The sequence below is a fragment of the Caballeronia sp. NCF2 genome (assembly GCF_023631205.1).
GTDB lineage: Bacteria > Pseudomonadota > Gammaproteobacteria > Burkholderiales > Burkholderiaceae > Caballeronia > Caballeronia zhejiangensis.
In genome coordinates, this window is sequence record NZ_JALQDN010000063.1 from 154,097 (window position 1) to 170,969 (window position 16,873).

At 61.5% G+C, this 16,873-nt stretch carries 14 protein-coding genes; 9 read left to right on the forward strand and 5 right to left on the reverse strand.

What is annotated here, in order from left to right; all coding sequences use genetic code 11:
- Positions 1-6 precede the first annotated feature (6 nt).
- The 5 genes from narH to NCS02_RS36610 form a co-directional block, all read right to left on the reverse strand.
- Positions 7-1,560 (reverse strand): nitrate reductase subunit beta, encoded by a 1,554-nt coding sequence (gene narH, locus NCS02_RS22790; protein WP_250458177.1) that lies wholly within the window; start codon positions 1,558-1,560, stop codon positions 7-9.
- Positions 1,557-5,264, reverse strand: a complete 3,708-nt coding sequence (locus NCS02_RS22795) for a nitrate reductase subunit alpha (RefSeq protein ID WP_250519999.1) — start codon at positions 5,262-5,264, stop codon at positions 1,557-1,559. The genes narH and NCS02_RS22795 overlap by 4 nt, the downstream gene beginning before the upstream one ends.
- A gap of 204 nt (positions 5,265-5,468) precedes the next feature.
- Positions 5,469-6,857: a NarK family nitrate/nitrite MFS transporter gene (locus NCS02_RS22800; RefSeq protein WP_034472401.1), complete on the reverse strand. Its 1,389-nt coding sequence runs from the start codon at positions 6,855-6,857 to the stop codon at positions 5,469-5,471.
- A gap of 2 nt (positions 6,858-6,859) precedes the next feature.
- Positions 6,860-8,110, reverse strand: coding sequence for an MFS transporter (locus NCS02_RS22805; protein ID WP_250503397.1), 1,251 nt, complete (start codon positions 8,108-8,110; stop codon positions 6,860-6,862).
- A 98-nt stretch (positions 8,111-8,208) separates the two neighbouring features.
- Complete coding sequence (locus NCS02_RS36610) at positions 8,209-8,565, reverse strand: hypothetical protein (RefSeq protein WP_350029570.1); 357 nt, start codon at positions 8,563-8,565, stop codon at positions 8,209-8,211.
- Here NCS02_RS36610 and NCS02_RS36615 point away from each other — a divergent pair.
- The 9 genes from NCS02_RS36615 (at position 8,447) to NCS02_RS22855 (ending at position 16,863) form a co-directional block, all read left to right on the forward strand.
- Positions 8,447-9,682, forward strand: a complete 1,236-nt coding sequence (locus tag NCS02_RS36615) for a peptidoglycan DD-metalloendopeptidase family protein (protein WP_502800896.1) — start codon at positions 8,447-8,449, stop codon at positions 9,680-9,682. The genes NCS02_RS36610 and NCS02_RS36615 overlap by 119 nt on opposite strands.
- 54 nt (positions 9,683-9,736) lie before the next feature.
- Positions 9,737-10,261 (forward strand): septal ring lytic transglycosylase RlpA family protein, encoded by a 525-nt coding sequence (locus NCS02_RS22820; protein WP_502800895.1) that lies wholly within the window; start codon positions 9,737-9,739, stop codon positions 10,259-10,261.
- A gap of 104 nt (positions 10,262-10,365) precedes the next feature.
- Positions 10,366-10,590, forward strand: a complete 225-nt coding sequence (locus NCS02_RS22825; protein WP_008349097.1) for a hypothetical protein — start codon at positions 10,366-10,368, stop codon at positions 10,588-10,590.
- 368 nt (positions 10,591-10,958) lie between these two features.
- Entirely contained in the window at positions 10,959-11,843 is an 885-nt protein-coding gene (cyoA, locus tag NCS02_RS22830; RefSeq protein ID WP_008349099.1) for a ubiquinol oxidase subunit II, read from the forward strand.
- A gap of 3 nt (positions 11,844-11,846) precedes the next feature.
- Complete coding sequence (cyoB, locus tag NCS02_RS22835; protein WP_250503399.1) at positions 11,847-13,856, forward strand: cytochrome o ubiquinol oxidase subunit I; 2,010 nt, start codon at positions 11,847-11,849, stop codon at positions 13,854-13,856.
- Positions 13,856-14,464: a cytochrome o ubiquinol oxidase subunit III gene (gene cyoC / locus NCS02_RS22840; RefSeq protein WP_250503400.1), complete on the forward strand. Its 609-nt coding sequence runs from the start codon at positions 13,856-13,858 to the stop codon at positions 14,462-14,464. Before cyoB ends, cyoC begins: the two co-directional genes overlap by 1 nt.
- Positions 14,464-14,796 (forward strand): cytochrome o ubiquinol oxidase subunit IV, encoded by a 333-nt coding sequence (gene cyoD / locus NCS02_RS22845; protein WP_008349105.1) that lies wholly within the window; start codon positions 14,464-14,466, stop codon positions 14,794-14,796. The genes cyoC and cyoD overlap by 1 nt, the downstream gene beginning before the upstream one ends.
- Positions 14,797-14,977: 181 nt before the next feature.
- The gene (locus tag NCS02_RS22850) at positions 14,978-15,505 is read left to right on the forward strand and encodes a 2,4'-dihydroxyacetophenone dioxygenase family protein (protein WP_008349107.1); all 528 of its coding nucleotides are present in this window, start codon (positions 14,978-14,980) and stop codon (positions 15,503-15,505) included.
- 56 nt (positions 15,506-15,561) lie between these two features.
- On the forward strand, positions 15,562-16,863 hold the full coding sequence (locus NCS02_RS22855; protein ID WP_250503401.1) for an MFS transporter: 1,302 nt from the start codon (positions 15,562-15,564) through the stop codon (positions 16,861-16,863).
- Positions 16,864-16,873: the final 10 nt, after the last annotated feature.

Genomic DNA, 16,873 nt, shown 5'->3' on the forward strand with positions numbered 1-16,873 from the left:
CCTCGGTCAGCCTTCCTGCAGTGCCTTCTTGCGCGACTTCGGCAACGCCGCGTAACTTACTTCGCCGTGCGTTCGCGATCCGAAAAGCGATCCGTCCGATACCCCCGATGATCCGCAATTGCCGAACGAGAAACCGCAACTGCCCTTTTCGTCAAAGCTGTCCTGCGCCATTTCCTTGTGCGACGACGGCACGACGAAACGGTCTTCGTAGTTGGCGATCGCCATCAATTGATACATCTCTTCCACTTGCGACGCGGTGAGGCCGACATCGTTCAGCACGGCGTCATCGTTCACGTTGTTCACGTTCTGCGCACGCTTGAACGCGCGCATCGCGAGCATGCGGTTCAGCGCGGAGACGATCGGCGCCTCATCGCCGGCGGTGAGCAGGTTCGCGAGATAGCGCATGGGAATGCGCAAGCTCTTCACGTCCGGAATCACGCCGTTCATGCCCATGTGACCGGCATCCGCGGCCGACTGGATCGGAGAGAGCGGCGGCACGTACCAGACCATAGGCAGCGTGCGGTATTCCGGATGCAACGGGAACGCGACCTTCCACTCGCACGCCATGCGATACACCGGCGAGCGCTTCGCCGCGTCGAGCCAGCTTTGCGCGATGCCCTGACGGAGCGCTTCGGCCTGAACTTGCGGGTCGTGCGGATCGAGGAACAGATCGAGTTGCGACTGATAGAGATCCGTCGTCGCTTCGACCGACGCAGCCTCGGCAATGCGGTCCGCGTCGTACAGCATCACGCCGAGATAGCGGATACGGCCTACGCAGGTTTCCGAGCACACCGTCGGCTCACCCGCTTCGATACGCGGATAACAGAACACGCACTTCTCGGCCTTGCCCGACTTCCAGTTGAAATACATCTTCTTGTACGGGCAACCGGACACGCACATGCGCCAGCCGCGGCACTTGTCCTGATCGACGAGCACGATGCCATCGTCTTCGCGCTTGTACACCGAACCCGACGGGCACGACGCCACGCATGCCGGATTCAGGCAGTGCTCGCACAGTCGCGGCAGATACATCATGAAGGTGTTCTCGAATGTCGAGTACATCTCCTTCTGCACGTTTTCGAACAGAGCGTCGCGTCCGCGCGAATCGAATTCGCCGCCGAGATCGTCTTCCCAGTTCGGGCCCCAATGGATCTTGTCCATCTTCTTGCCCGTGATCGCGGACACCGGGCGCGCCGTGGGCGGCGTTTCCGAAAGCGGCGCGTTCTGCAGGCGCTCGTAGTCGTATGTAAACGGCTCGTAGTAGTCGTCGATGGCAGGCAGATTCGGATTCGCGAAAAGGTTCGCGAGCACTTTCAGCTTGGGCCCTTGGCGCGGCTCGAGGCGTCCGTCGCTTTTGCGAATCCAGCCGCCGTTCCACTTCTCCTGGTTCTCCCACTGCTTCGGATAGCCGATGCCCGGCTTCGTCTCGACGTTGTTGAACCACGCGTACTCGACGCCATCGCGCGATGTCCACACGTTCTTGCACGTCACCGAACACGTATGGCAGCCGATGCACTTGTCCAGATTCAGGACCATCGCCACCTGGGCGCGGATCTTCATGATGCTGCTCCTTCCTTCAGCGGGCCTTCGAGCCAGTCGACTTTCTTCATCTTGCGCACGATCACGTATTCGTCGCGGTTGCTGCCCACGGTGCCGTAATAGTTGAAACCGTAAGCCTGTTGCGCATATCCGCCGATCATGTGCGTCGGCTTGAGCACTGTGCGCGTGACCGAGTTATGGATACCGCCGCGCATGCCGCTCGTCTCCGCGCCCGGCACATTGATGATCTTTTCCTGCGCGTGATACATGAGGCACATTCCGCGCGGCACCCGCTGACTGACGACGACGCGCGCCGTCAGCGTGCCGTTCACGTTGAACACTTCGACCCAGTCGTTGTCCCTGAGACCGGCTTCCTTTGCTTCCGCTTCCGAGACCCACACATGCGGGCCACCGCGCGACAGCGTGACCATGCGCAGGTTGTCCGTGTACGTCGAGTGAATGCCCCATTTCTGGTGCGGCGTGATCCAGTTCAGCACCAGTTCGTGCTCGCCGTTAGGCTTTGCACCGAGCATCGGCGCAATGGTTTTCGTGTCGATCGCGGGCTTGTAGACGCACGAGCCCTCGCCGAAATCGAGCATCCAGCGGTGATCCTGATAGAACTGCTGACGCCCCGTGAGCGTGCGCCATGGAATCAGTTCGTGAACGTTCGTGTAGCCCGCGTTGTAGCTGACTTCTTCCGACTCGAGCCCGGACCATGTGGGCGCGGAAATGATCTTGCGCGGTTGCGCCTGAACGTCGCGGAAACGGATCTTGTCGTGCTCGCGGCCGAGCGCGAGGTGCGAATGATCGCGTCCCGTGATCTTCGAGAGCGCTTCCCACGCCTTCACCGCGACGTGGCCGTTCGTTTCAGGCGCAAACGTGAGAATCATCTCTGCGGCGTCGATGGCCGTCTCGAGACGCGGACGTCCCTTGCTCTGACCGGATAGATTCCCGAGCTCTTCGACTTCGTACGCTGTATTCCAGTTGATGCCCTTGCCGCCGTTCCCTAGTTTCTCCAGCAGCGGACCGACCGACGTGAACTTCTCGTAGATCGCGGTGTAGTCGCGCTCGACGACCGTCATCGAGGGCGCGGTCTTGCCCGGGATCAGGTCACATTCGCCGCGACGCCAGTCCTTCGGCTCGAACGCCTGGCCAAGTTCGCCCGGCGTGTCGTGCATGAGCGGCGTACAGACGAGGTCCGTGCGCGTGCCGAGATGCTTTCCGCCGATTTCCGCAAACTTCTTCGCGATGGTCTTATAAATTTCCCAGTCGCTCTTGCTTTCCCATAACGGTTGCACCGCTTCTGACAACGGATGGATGAACGGATGCATGTCCGACGTGTTGAGGTCGTTCTTCTCATAGAACGTCGCGCTCGGCAGCACGATGTCGCCATAGAGGCAAGTCGTGCTCATACGGAAATCGAGCACGGTCAGCAGATCGAGTTTGCCTTCCGCCGCGTCGCGCACGTTCACTTCGCCGGGTTTGATCGCGTCGGTTTCATCGCCGAAGAGCGCGTTCTGCGTACCGAGAAGATACTTCAGGAAGTATTCGTGTCCCTTGCCGGAGCTGCCCAGAATATTCGACCGCCACACGAACATGTTGCGCGGGAAGTTCGCCGGATTGTCGGGGTCGTCGCATGCGAAATCGAGCTTGCCCGACTTGAGTTGCTCCACCGTGTATTCAATCGGATCGCGACCCGCGCGCTTCGCGGCGTCGACGATATCGAGCGGATTCGCACCGAGTTGCGGCGCCGAGGGCAACCAGCCCATGCGCTCGGACTTCGCGTTCATGTCAAGCATCGAGAGATTCTCGTAACGCGACTTGTCGGCGGTCGGCCCGAGAATTTCGTCGACGGCGACTTTCTCGTGACGCCATTGGCTCGTATGGTTATAGAAGAACGACGTGCCGTTCATCTGGCGCGGCGGACGCGACCAGTCGAGTGCGAACGCGAGCGGCGCCCAGCCGAATTGCGGACGGAGCTTTTCCTGGCCGACGTAATGCGCCCAGCCGCCACCGCTCTTGCCGACACAGCCGCACATCATCAGAAGGTTGATGATGCCGCGATAAATCATGTCGTTGTGATACCAGTGATTCAGCGCTGCGCCGACGATCACCATGCTCTTGCCTTGCGTACGGTCCGCATTGTCGGCGAACTCACGCGCCACCTGGATCACGAGATGGCGTGGCACGGTCGTGTGCTTTTCCTGCCATGCGGGCGTGTACGGGGTGTCGTCGTCATAGGACGTCGCAACGTTCGCGCCACCGAGGCCCTGATCCACGCCGTAGTTCGCCATCTGCAAGTCGTACACGGTCGCAACGCGCGCGCCCGTGCCGTCTGCGAGCGTGATGCGCTTCACCGGCACGCGACGCGCGAGCAGTGCGTCATGCTCCGCGCCGAAGTATGGGAAGCTCACCTCTGCAATCTCGTCATGAGCGTCGATCAGCGACAGGCACGGATCGATGTCGCGACCCGAACCGCCGTCCTTCTGTTCGAGGTTCCAACGGCCGACTTTCGCGCCGTCGTTGTGATTCGCCTCGCCCCAGCGGAACCCGATCGTGCCGTTCGGCGCGACGATCTTGCCGCTCGTCTCGTCGATGACGAGCGTCTTCCATTGCGGATTGTTCGCTTCGTCGAGATCGTTCTGCAGTTGCGATGCGCGCAGGAAATGATCGGGCACGAGCGTGCCTTCGTGTTCGCGCAGCACGACGAGCATCGGCATGTCGGTATAGCGCTTCACGTAGTCACGAAAGTACGCTGACTTGCCGCTCGCGTGGAATTCCTTCAGCACGACGTGGCCCATCGCCATGGCGAGCGCGGCGTCCGTGCCCTGCTTCGGCGCGAGCCAGATGTCGCCGAACTTCACCATTTCGCCGTAATCCGACGACACCGCGACCGTCTTCGTGCCCTTGTAGCGCACTTCGGTGTAGAAGTGCGCGTCGGGCGTGCGCGTCTGCGGCACGTTCGAGCCCCAAACCATCAGGTACGTGGAGTTGTACCAGTCGGCGGATTCGGGCACGTCGGTCTGCTCGCCCCAGATTTGCGGCGATGCGGGCGGCAGATCACAGTACCAGTCGTAGAACGACAGGCATGCGCCGCCGATCAGGCTCAGATAGCGCGCGCCGGCCGCATAGGAAACCATCGACATCGCTGGAATCGGCGAGAAACCGATCACGCGGTCAGGCCCGTACTTGCCAATGGTGTACGCATTCGCCGCCGCGATGATCTCGCTCGCGGTGTCCCAGTCGGCGCGCACGAAACCGCCGAGGCCGCGCACGCTCTTGTAGCGCTTTGCCTTCACGGGGTCTTCGCAAATGGACGCCCACGCCGCGACCGGATCGAGCGTCTTGCGCGCTTCGCGCCACATTTCGATGAGACGGCCGCGAACCATCGGATGCTTCACGCGCTGCGCGGAATACACGTACCAGCTATACGACGCGCCGCGCGGACACCCGCGCGGTTCGTGATTCGGCAAATCGGGGCGAGTGCGCGGATAATCCGTCTGCTGCGTTTCCCACGTGATCAGGCCGTTCTTCACGTAGACCTTCCACGAGCACGAGCCCGTGCAGTTCACGCCATGCGTGGAGCGCACGATCTTGTCGTGCTGCCAGCGGCTGCGATAGCCGTTTTCCCATTTGCGGTCTTCGTTCACGACCGCGCCATGTCCATTCGAGAACGTGGACTTGATGCGCGACATGAACTTCAGCCGATCCAGAAAGTGACTCATCCGTTTCTCCGGGCGTGGCGGCCATGCGCCGCCATGAATACGTTGATTCGAGTGTAGGGACGCGATCGCCGCGCGCCCATTCCCCGAAAGGAGGCGTCGACGCGCATCAGACGGACTAGTGCGCGTACTCCTTTCGGACTAGGTCTATCTCCGCGCACGCGGACGAACTTGAGGCCCGACTACGCGCCCCGCGTGCCGGAGGGTTCAGCAAGGCATGTCCGCATTGCGGCGTGCGTAGCAGAACCACGTCACCGCCGCGCACAGCGCATAGAAGGCGATGAAGCACCAGAGCGCGGTGTCGGGCGAGCCGGTCATGCTCATCGACGTGCCAAAGCTGCGCGGAATGAAGAAGCCGCCGTACGCGCCGATTGCACCGGCAAAGCCGAGCACCGCCGCCGATTCTTTTCCCGCTTCGTGCAGCGCCTGCTTTTTCGCCGAGTCGGATTCGCCTTCGGCTTCGCGCTGCTTCTGCGTCAGGAAGATCACGGGGATCATGCGGAAGGTCGAGCCGTTGCCGATGCCCGTCAGCGCGAACAGTGCGATGAACATCGCGAGGAAGCCGGCGAAGTTGCCGCTCGCGCCGTCGTGCGGCAGAAACGCCATCACGCCGAACACCGCCGCGATCATCGCGATGAAGGTCCACAGCGTCACGCGCGCGCCGCCGAGGCGATCCGAGATCCAGCCGCCGACCGGCCGCGTGAGCGCGCCAGCGAGCGGCCCGAGGAACGCGTAAGCAGTGGGATTGACCGATGGGAACTCAGCCTTCGTCAGCAACGCGAGGCCCGCCGAAAAGCCGATGAACGAACCGAACGTGCCGATGTACAACAGGCACATGAGCCAGTTGTGCTTGCGCCGGAATATGACGGCCTGTTCGGCGAACGAGGCTTTTGCATCGGCGATGTCGTTCATCCCGAACCAGGCCGCGAGCGCCGAGATGACGATGAACGGCACCCAGATGAAGCCCGCATTCTGCAGCCAGATGCTGTGCTCGACGCCGTTCACGTCGTAGGACTGGCCTGCGCCCGCGAATGCGCCGAACACGCTCGCCGAGATCACGAGCGGCGTCACGAACTGAACGATCGACACGCCCAGATTGCCGATGCCCGCGTTCATGCCCGTCGCGAAACCCTTCTTCGCCTTCGGGAAAAAGAAGCTGATGTTCGCCATCGACGAACTGAAATTCGCGCCGCCGAGGCCGCACAGCAACGCCAGAACGAGCAGCGTCGGATAGCCCGTCGACGGATCGCGCAGCGCCAAGCCCATGCCGAGCGCTGGAATCAGAAGACTCGCGGTGGAGAACGCTGTAAAGCGGCGTCCGCCGAATATCGGCACGAGAAACGAGTAGAAGATGCGCAGCGTCGCGCCAGAAAGCGGAGGCAACGCGGTGAGCCAGAACAACTGGTCCTTCGTGAAGTGAAAACCACCCTTATCGAGATTGACAACGACGACGCTCCATAGCGACCACACGGCGAACGCCAGCGCGAGCGCGGGAATCGAGATCCAGAGGTTGCGGCGGGCGACCGATTCGCCCGTTGCGCGCCAGAAGGCGGCGTTCTCGGGATCCCAGCGAGTGAGCAGATAGCGTGAAGACATGGTTAGTGCTTGGGTTGAAACGTGAAGTGCATGCAGATGAGACTGACCGCGGTCGCGCCGAACATCAGCATGAAACAGGTGGTACGCACGCCGGTGAGGTCGACGAGCAAACCAAAGAGAATCGGCAACAGGAAGCCGGCAAGTCCGCCCGCGAGGCCGACGATGCCCGACACGGCGCCGATGTTCGTCGAGAACTCGTCCGACACGAACTTGAACACCGACGCCTTGCCGACCGCCATCGCAACGCCGACGACAAACATGAGCACCGTATAGGCGACCGGTCCCATTTCGATGTGGAACGTGCGCGGGCCGTCTTTCGCGTGGACGACGAAATCCGTCACCGGATAGCTCAGCAGGAAGAAGCACGCGAGCGCGACCCACATGACGATCCAGGTCGTGCGATACGCGCCGAAGCGGTCCGACATCCAGCCGCCGAGCGCGCGCAGCACGCCGCCCGGCAACGAGAAGCAAGCGGCGAGAAACGCGGCCTGTTCGATGCCGAAGCCGTACTGATTCACGTAGTACTGCGGCATCCACAATGCGAGGCCGACGTAGCCGCCGAACACGACCGAGTAGTACTGCGCGTAACGGAGCACGCGCCGGTCTTTCAGCACGGTCATCTGCGCGGCGAAACTCTGCGTGCTGGCGCTGCGATGCGCGGGATTGGACGCCGACACGAACCAGAAGACGATCGCGGTGAAGAGCATCGCGACGGAATAGACCTTCGGCACGATCGTCCATGTGCCCGCCGCGAGAATCAGCACGGGCGCGACGAACTTGGTCAGCGCCGCACCCGAATTGCCCGCGCCGAAGATGCCCATCGCGAGGCCTTGACGCGACTTCGGGAACCAGCGCGCGACATACGGCGTGCCGACTGAAAACGACGCGCCCGCGACGCCGACGAACAAGCCGAGCACGAGGAATTGCCACAGTTCCGTGGCATAGCCGATCAGCCAGATTGGCACGATAGTGACTGCCATCGTGCAGAAAAAGACGATGCGGCCGCCGAAACGGTCGGTCCAGATGCCGAGCGGCACGCGCAGCAACGAACCCGTGAGCACCGGCGTCGCGGCGATGAGGCCGAACTCGGTATCGGTGAGATGAAGCTGCTTTTTGAGAGGGATGCCGAGAATGGCGAAGACCATCCAGATGGCGAAGCAGATCGTGAATGCGAAGGTGCTTGCGCCGAGCACGCGCCAGGCGCGCGTGTCGGTCGATGCTTTTGTAGCGAGGGTTGATTCGACGACGCTCATCGTCCTTTCCTTGTCGTTGTAACTTTCCCGACAAGGGTAAGGAGCGTCGCGCGAGACGCCTATCCGCCGTGCGGATGCGGCGGCGGTGTGCCGCTAGCTCATGCGGCGTAGTCCGGACGGAGTAGTGCCTGTCGCGTCACGCGTTCTGCGATGCCAGCGCGATGCAACTCGCCGGATCGATCGAAAAATGGATGGTCTCCCGGACCGGCGTTTTGTGCGATGGATGCACACGCGCGAGCACGATCTCTCCGCCGATCATGAAATCGGTCGTGCCGAAGCTCGAAACGCATCCTGTCGCGTAGCTTTGCGTCGAGGTTCGAGAGCGGTTCGAACACCATGCCGGACTTGCGGCGATTCGGCGGCACAAAGGTCTCGTCGCGCGCCGAGAAAACGGTCACGCCGTTCACCGAAATCGATCCGCCGACCGGACGTTCCAGCCCGGCAATGGAGCGCAGCGTCGTCTTGCCGCAACCGCTCGGGCCGAGCCGCGTGGAACGCGATATGGCTGCTTTCATCGCGTCGAATGTCAGTTCCAAGCGTGGCGCCCGGCGAGCGCGCCTTTTTTTAACCACCGCATCGTCAAAGAGTGTCAACCGACGGTGTAACGGTCAACGCCGGACGCAAAACACCGTTATCCGCAATGACGAATTGCCGCTTCGCCTCGTGCAATTTGAGATAGAGCGATGTTCAGCAGATTCGAACTCGCTGCTTCCGCCGCCGCTGGCTTTTGCCGGCGTCGCATCCGCCAAACAATCCGATCAACACCACCAGCGCGGCATGGCAAAAGTGCGCCACTTCGCCTCTTTGCCGGCACCGAAGCTCAAAGAAGTCCAAATGATTAGCTCTGTCCAATCGCGCCGCCTGTCGTGCGCAGCATGTCTTGCCGTCGTCTTCAGCTTCGTTCTTGGCGGATGCGCCAGTCGAACGCTCGAGCAGACCGCGACCAAGCCAGCTTCGCAAACCGACGCTGCCGCTGCCCCGGCGGCACCTGCCGGCTTCTACCGCGTCACAGGCGCGGACACCCTCGCTTCGATCGCAGCCGCCTACGGTCGCGACCCGAACGCGATTGCCGCCTGGAACGGGCTTTCCGCCAGCACTCCACTGACGAACGGCCAACTGCTGCGGGTCGGTCCGCCATCGGCATCGGTTGCCGGCTCGGACGATTCCACGCAGCGGAGTGTGAACGCAACACGCTGCCGATCCGATTCCTTGTCCTGGCCGATAAAGGGCCCAATCCTGAAGCGCTTCCGCGTGGACGGGGTCCGGGGCGTTGTCATCGGTGGCGCAGCGGGAGACACGATCCGTGCGGCGAAAGGAGGACGCGTGGTGTATGCGGGTAACGAGATCGCGGGCTACGGCAGCCTCGTAATACTGAAACATGACAGTCGCTACCTGACTGCCTATGGCCATATCCAAAACGTTCTGACCAAGGAAGGGGCCGACGTAACGAAGGGGCAAGCCATCGCGACGATGGGCGCTCAAACGAATGGTCAGCCATCGCTGCTTTTCGAGGTGAGACGGGATCGTCAGCCAGTCGATCCCCTGCCCTACCTTTCCGACTGCGCTTCGTGATCCGTCGAACGTCAGGTCAGGTTACTTGCTCTCGAACAAAGCGATATGCACCGAATGAACATGCTTCAGCCGCGCATCCTCAGCGCCTTCGCCTGCATCCTGTTGATCGCCGGATGTGCAGCCTCTCTGTCGGAGCTCCGCAATGAGGGCGCTTCGACAAACCAACCGGCGAGCGCGTCGAGCTTTCCGGTTCAATCCGCAAACGACGATTCCGTTTCGACCGAAATCACTTCATCCGACCGGCCGGACGAGACACCGACCGCGCGCGCGTACCATCAAGCCGGGATTGCATCCTGGTACGGGCGAACGTTTCACGGTCGACGCACCGCCAGCGGCGAGCGCTTCGACATGTATGCCATGACAGCGGCACATCGCACGCTACCGCTCGGATCGTGGATCCGCGTCACGCTTCCGGGAGGGAGCCCGTCCGTCCTCGTCCGAATCAACGATCGCGGTCCGGTTTCACGCAACAGAATCATTGATCTGTCATACGGGGCAGCCGCTGCGCTGGGCATTGTCCGGCGTGGTTCGGCCCAAGTCGAACTATCGACCGATTCTGGTTTCCATACTCCGTCGTAGACTGCCGCTCCCATGTCTCGACTCTCACACAAGCGGGCAGCGTCCCCCCGCCTCCCGCTCACCAAGGCAATGCTCCTGCCATTGCCGCCTATGCACCGCAACTCATGACGCGCCGGTCCTGCATCTTCCTGTTCGTGCTGACCTACCTTCTGGGTTGCGTCCTGGCTGCGATGGACACCAAGGGGAGTCCGATCGACGTGATGCAGGCGACCATGTCCGCATGGAGCGCTTCGAACCGCGAAGCCGTTGCCGATGCGAGCCAGCGACGGCGCGATGAAATCGAGCGATCGAATGCCATTCGGGAATCCCGGCCTCTCGCCGGGCTTTAGCGAGAAGAACCGAAGAAGGCGCCTGGGCCGTGGCTTCACCCGGGCACGCGGCTCGGCTTCACCACGTGAGACGATCGAACCCGGCGAAGTTATCGCGGCGATCCATCGCGCGCGGCTCGAACACGCTTTGACGTCGCTTTATCACACTCGCAATTCCATCCCTTCGTTGTAGACTCGCCTGCTCCTTTCGGAGTAGGCAAAAAGTTCCGCCTTCGCGCGACACTCCGTCGCATCAACTTGATCTGAAACAAAATTTCAACCATTCGCGTCATCGCGAAAAATCGCGCGTGGCATGATCTTGACGCGGCGCAAAGCCGTGCAACGGCGTTCTTCCCGGGACGCTTCGATCATCGAAACCAGCGAATGCAATGAATGAAAATACCCAACGTTTAGCAGTGCCATTGTTATCGGGGTTGATAGCCAGTCTTTGTCTTTCGGGATGCAAGCTGGAGGTGTTGGACTCGAAAGGCGTGATTGGCGCAGCGGAATCGTCGCTGATCGCCACCGCGACTTACGCCATGCTTCTCGTCGTAGTCCCGGTGATCCTGCTCACCCTGTTCATCGCATGGCGCTATCGCGCGTCCAACACGAAGGCCACGTATGCGCCGAAATGGGCGCATTCCACGGCCATCGAAGTCGTGGTCTGGGCGATTCCCGCAGCCATCATCCTGTACCTCGGCATCCTCACGTGGAAAACCACGCACGAGCTCGATCCGTACAAGCCGCTGCAATCCGAAGTCAAGCCGATCAACGTCGAAGTCGTGGCGCTCGACTGGAAGTGGCTGTTCATCTATCCGGATCTTGGCGTCGCGTCGGTGAACCAGCTCGCGTTCCCGGTCGGCACGCCGGTGAACTTCCGCATCACGTCCGATTCGGTGATGAATTCGTTCTTCATCCCGCAACTCGGCAGCCAGATCTACGCGATGGCGGGCATGCAGACGAAGCTGCACCTGATGGCCGATCACGCAGGCGACTACGCAGGCATCTCGGCGAACTACAGCGGCAAGGGCTTCTCCGACATGAAGTTCCGTGCACTGGCCATGTCCAACGAAGACTTCGACGCGTGGCTGAAACAGGTCAAGAACGCGCCCGAGAATCTGAGCATGGACGTCTACGCCGGCGTCGCGCGTCCGAGCGAAAAGGTCGCGGTGCGCTACTTCTCGACCGTCGATCCGAAGCTCTTCAACAACATCGTCGCGAAGTACAACTACGGCAACTCGGTCGTAGGCGCAAATTGTGTAACCAAGGGGTAAGCCATGTTCGGCAAACTAACGCTTGAGGCGATCCCGTACCACGAGCCAATCATCATGGGGGCGACCGTCTTCATGGCGGTCCTCGCGCTCGGTACGGTCGGCCTTATCACTAAACTCGGCAAATGGGGCTGGCTCTGGCGCGAGTATCTGACTTCGGTCGATCACAAGCGCATCGGCGTCATGTATCTGGTCGTCGCCGGGCTGATGCTCGTGCGCGGCTTCGCCGACGCCGTCATGATGCGCGTGCAACAGGCCATCGCGCTCGATGGGCCCGGCTATCTGCCGCCGCATCACTTCGACCAGATCTTCACGGCCCACGGCACGATCATGATCTTCTTCATGGCCATGGCGCTGCTGGTCGCGTTCTTCAACCTCGTCGTGCCCCTGCAGATCGGCGCGCGTGACGTGGCGTTCCCGTTCATCAACTCGCTGTCGTTCTGGATGACGGCCGTCGCCGCCATTCTGATCAACCTGTCGCTGTTCATCGGCGAGTTCTCGACGACGGGCTGGCTCGCGTATCCGCCGCTCTCCGAGACGCAGTTCAATCCGGGCGTCGGGGTCGACTACTACATCTGGGCGTTGCAGTTGTCCGGCGTCGGCACGCTGCTCACCGCGGTGAACTTCTTCGTGACGATCGTGAAGATGCGCGCGCCCGGCATGACGTGGATGAAGATGCCGGTCTTCACGTGGACGGCGTTCTGCTCGAACGTGCTGATCATGGCGACGTTCCCGATCCTGACCGTCGCGCTCGCGCTGCTGGCGCTGGACCGTTACCTCGGCATGCACTTCTTCACGAACGACGGCGGCGGCAACCCGATGGTCTACCTGAACCTGATCTGGGCCTGGGGTCATCCTGAGGTCTACATCCTGGTTCTGCCCGCCTTCGGCATTTACTCGGAAGTGGTCGCGACGTTCTCGAAGAAGCCGTTGTTCGGCTACAAGACGATGGTCTGGGCCACGTGCTGCATCATGGTGCTGTCGTTCCTCGTGTGGCTGCACCACTTCTTCACGATGGGCTCGGGCGCTAACGTCAATGCCTTCTTCGGCATTATGACGATGGTCATTTCCATCCCGACCGGCGTGAAGATCTTCAACTGGCTCTTCACGATGTACCGAGGCCGCGTGCAGATGACTTCGCAAATCCTCTGGACCATCGGCTTCGTCATCACCTTCACGCTGGGCGGCATGACGGGCGTGATGCTCGCGATTCCCGGCGCGGACTTCGTGCTTCACAACAGCCTGTTCCTGATCGCGCACTTCCATAACGCGATCATCGGCGGCGTGGTGTTCGGTTACTTCGCCGGCATTTCGTACTGGTGGCCGAAGGTGTTCGGCTTCAAGCTCGACGAAAAGCTCGGCAAGAGTGCGTTCGTGTGCTGGTTCGTGGGCTTCTTCGTCGCGTTCGTGCCGATCTACATCCTCGGCTTCATGGGTGCGACGCGCCGCCTGAATCACTACGACGACCCGTCGTGGCAGCCGTTCTTCATCGCCGCTGCCGTGGGCGTGGGCATCATCGCGCTGGGCGTCGTGTTCCAGGTCGCGCAGATCGTGGTCAGTATCATCCGCCGCAATCAGCCTGCGTATCGCGATGTCACCGGCGATCCGTGGGGTGCGCGCACGCTCGAGTGGTCCATCAGCTCGCCGCCGCCGGTCTATAACTTCGCGAATCTTCCCGCTGTGCGCGAACTCGACGACTTCGCCGATGCCAAGGAACACGGCCGCATCGATACGCGTCCGTACCGCGACATCCACATGCCGTCGAATACGAGCGCGGGTCTGGTCATCGGCCTGTTCGCGCTGGCCTTCGGTTTCGCGGCTATCTGGCACATCTGGTGGCTCGCTGCTGCAAGCATGGTCGGCATCTTCGCGACGGCTATCGGTTACAGCTTCCGTGATAACGCCGGCTTCATCATCCCGGCCGCGACCGTGAAGTCGACCGAAGAGCGCAATCGTCCGCCGAAGACGCCTGCGAAGGCCGGCTCGGCTCGCGAACTCGAACTGGAGGCAATGTAATGTCGCAATCGACTCTATCCGCGCAACACGCGCATGGCCATGAGCACGAGCACCAGTCGCATTCGGTGTTCGGCTTCTGGGCCTATCTGATGACCGACTGCGTGCTGTTCGCGTCGCTCTTTGCAACCTTCGCGATGTTCGCGATGCAGACCGCAGGCGGCCCGACGCCCAAGGATCTCTTCAACCTGAAGGACGTCGCGTACGAAACGGGCCTGCTTCTCACGAGCAGCCTGACCTTCGGTCTCGCGATGATCTCGGCGACGCGCCGCAAGTCGGGCGCGGTGCTCGCGTGGCTGTTCGTCACGTTCCTGATGGGTGCGGGCTTCCTGTTTCTGGAAATGCAGGAGTTCGCGCATCTGATCGCTGAAGGCGCGGGTCCGCAACGCAGCGCGTTCTGGTCGGCGTTCTTCACGCTCGTCGGCACGCACGGTTTGCACGTGTCCATCGGCATGATCTGGCTGGTCGTGTTGGCCGTGCAGATCGCACGCAATCCGCAAATGAACGAACGCGAATTGCGCCGTCTCGCTTGCCTGAGCCTCTTCTGGCACTTCCTCGACATCGTCTGGATTTGCGTGTTTTCCTTCGTCTACCTTGGGAGCGTCGTCTGATGGCACATGCTCATACCGAAACAAGCGATTTCCCGCACGTCACCGTGCGCGGTTATCTCATCGGCTTCGTGCTGGCTGTCGTGCTAACTGTGGCGTCGTTCTGGGCCGCGACCTCGGGCGCGTTCAAGGGCGAAAGCGCGATCGTCGCGCTCGCCGTGCTGGCCGCGGTGCAGGTGATCGTGCATGTGGTGTTCTTCCTGCACGTCAACTCGTCGAAGGGACAGCGCTGGCATGCGATCTCGTTTGCCTACACCATTCTCATGTCGCTGATTCTTATCGTCGGCACGGTTTGGGTGATGCATAACGTGCACATGCTGATGATGGCGCGCTAATCGCTCGGCTTCATCGCGTGATCTAAGGCGGACCTGCCGGTCCGCCTTTTTTTCGTCCGTCGAAAAGGCGGTATCTGCACGAATTCATCATTCGTTGAAGAATCTTGACAATTCGCGGAACGAGGAAGAATATCTGTCCATAATTTGATTCACGAATCCACAATATGGACAAGGAGACGCGATGACCGCGCCGAAACCCGCGGCGGATGCCATGACGCCGTATCAACTTCCCTTCCCTAAAGAAGCGCAAAAGGAAATCGTCGTGCCGAGCGCGATTCCCGCCGACGAGCGCGAATGGGTGCCGCAGGCCGAAAACGTCTGGTTCCGTCCGCTGTGTCTGAACGTGTCGACCGGCTACTGGATGAACCTCCTGCGCGTGCGCAAATCCGGCGTGCTGTCGCGTCATCGTCATCCGCAGGCGGTCCACGGCATGGTGCTCAAAGGCCGCTGGCGCTATCTCGAACATGACTGGGAAGCGACCGAAGGCAGCTATGTCTTCGAGCCGCCCGGCGAAACGCACACGCTCTATGTTCCCGAAGACGTCGAGGAAATGATCACGTACTTCCAGGTGAACGGCGTGATGTTCTATTGCGACCCGTACGGCAACTACACCGGCTACGAAGACGTCTTCACCAAAGTCGACATGTGCCGCAAGCATTACGAATCGGTCGGACTCGGTGCCGACTTCGTCGATCAATTCATTCGCTAGCATCCACCCAAACTCAACCCTCTAACAGACTCGACAGAGCATTCGGAGGAGACAACATGCTGGAAAAATCACCGCGCCTGAAGCGCATTCAGTGGGTCGCGCTCACTTTTCTGACGCTCGCGGGCATCGTGAATTATCTCGATCGCAGCACGCTCTCGATCGCGAATCACTCCGTCACGCAGGAGCTCGGCCTCTCCGCCTCGCAGATGGGCCTGCTGCTCTCCGCGTTCTCGTTCGCGTACGCGTTCTCGCAGTTGCCCATCGGCGTGATGCTCGACCGCTTTGGCGCGCGCATCATGCTCGGCCTCGGCATGTTCGTGTGGTCGGTCGCGCAGTTGTTCGGCGGGCTCGTCACGAATCTGCATCAGTTTCTCGCGGCGCGCATCGCGCTCGGCATCGGCGAGGCGCCGCAATTTCCGGCGGGCGCAAAGGTCGTGTCCGAATGGTTCGCGCAACGCGAACGCGGCAAGCCGACGGGCATCTTCGTCACGTCATCGACCATCGGACCCGCGCTCGCGCCGCCCATCCTCACCGTGCTTCTGCTGTCCTTCGGCTGGCGCAACATGTTCGTCATCATGGGCGCGCTCGGGATTGCGGTGTCGATCGGCTGGTACATCGTCTATCGCAACCGGAAGGACGTGAAGCTCGAATCGCAAGAACTCGCGCATCTGACCGAGGGCGAACCGGCGCAGCGCAAGGAACGCAACATGACGTTCGCGGAATGGCGCGGCCTTTTCGGCAAGGCGACGACGTGGGGCATGATCTTCGGCTTCATGGGCGTGATCTACATGGTGTGGCTGTATCTCACGTGGCTGCCCGCGTATCTCGAACACGAGCGTCATCTGACGATCGCGAAGACCGGCTGGGTCGTGACGATTCCGTATCTCGCGGGCACGCTCGGCATGCTCTCGTCGGGCTTCATCGCCGATGGTTTGATGGCGCGCGGCGTCGCCCCGATCCGCAGCCGCAAGTGGCCGATCTGCTCGGGACTCATCGGCGCGGCGCTGTTCACCGTGCCCGCCGCGTTCACGCCGAACCTGACGCTCGCGATCGCCTATCTCTCGGCCGCGATGTTCTTCGTCAACATGGCGAGCGGCGCCGCGTGGGCGCTCGTTTCCGTTGCCGCGCCGCGCCACATGGTCGCGTCGCTCGGCAGTATCCAGAACTTCGGCGGCTACTTCGGCGGCTCGTTTGCGCCGTTCATCACGGGCCTCGTCGTCGACAAGACGCATTCGTTCGTGAACGCGTTCCTGATCAGCGCGGGCGTCGCGTTCGCTGCTGCGCTCGTCTACATGTTCGTCGTGCGCGCGCCGATCGAGGACGCGGAGCGCCAGACCGAACCCGTTCCCGCCGTATGAATCGCACCGA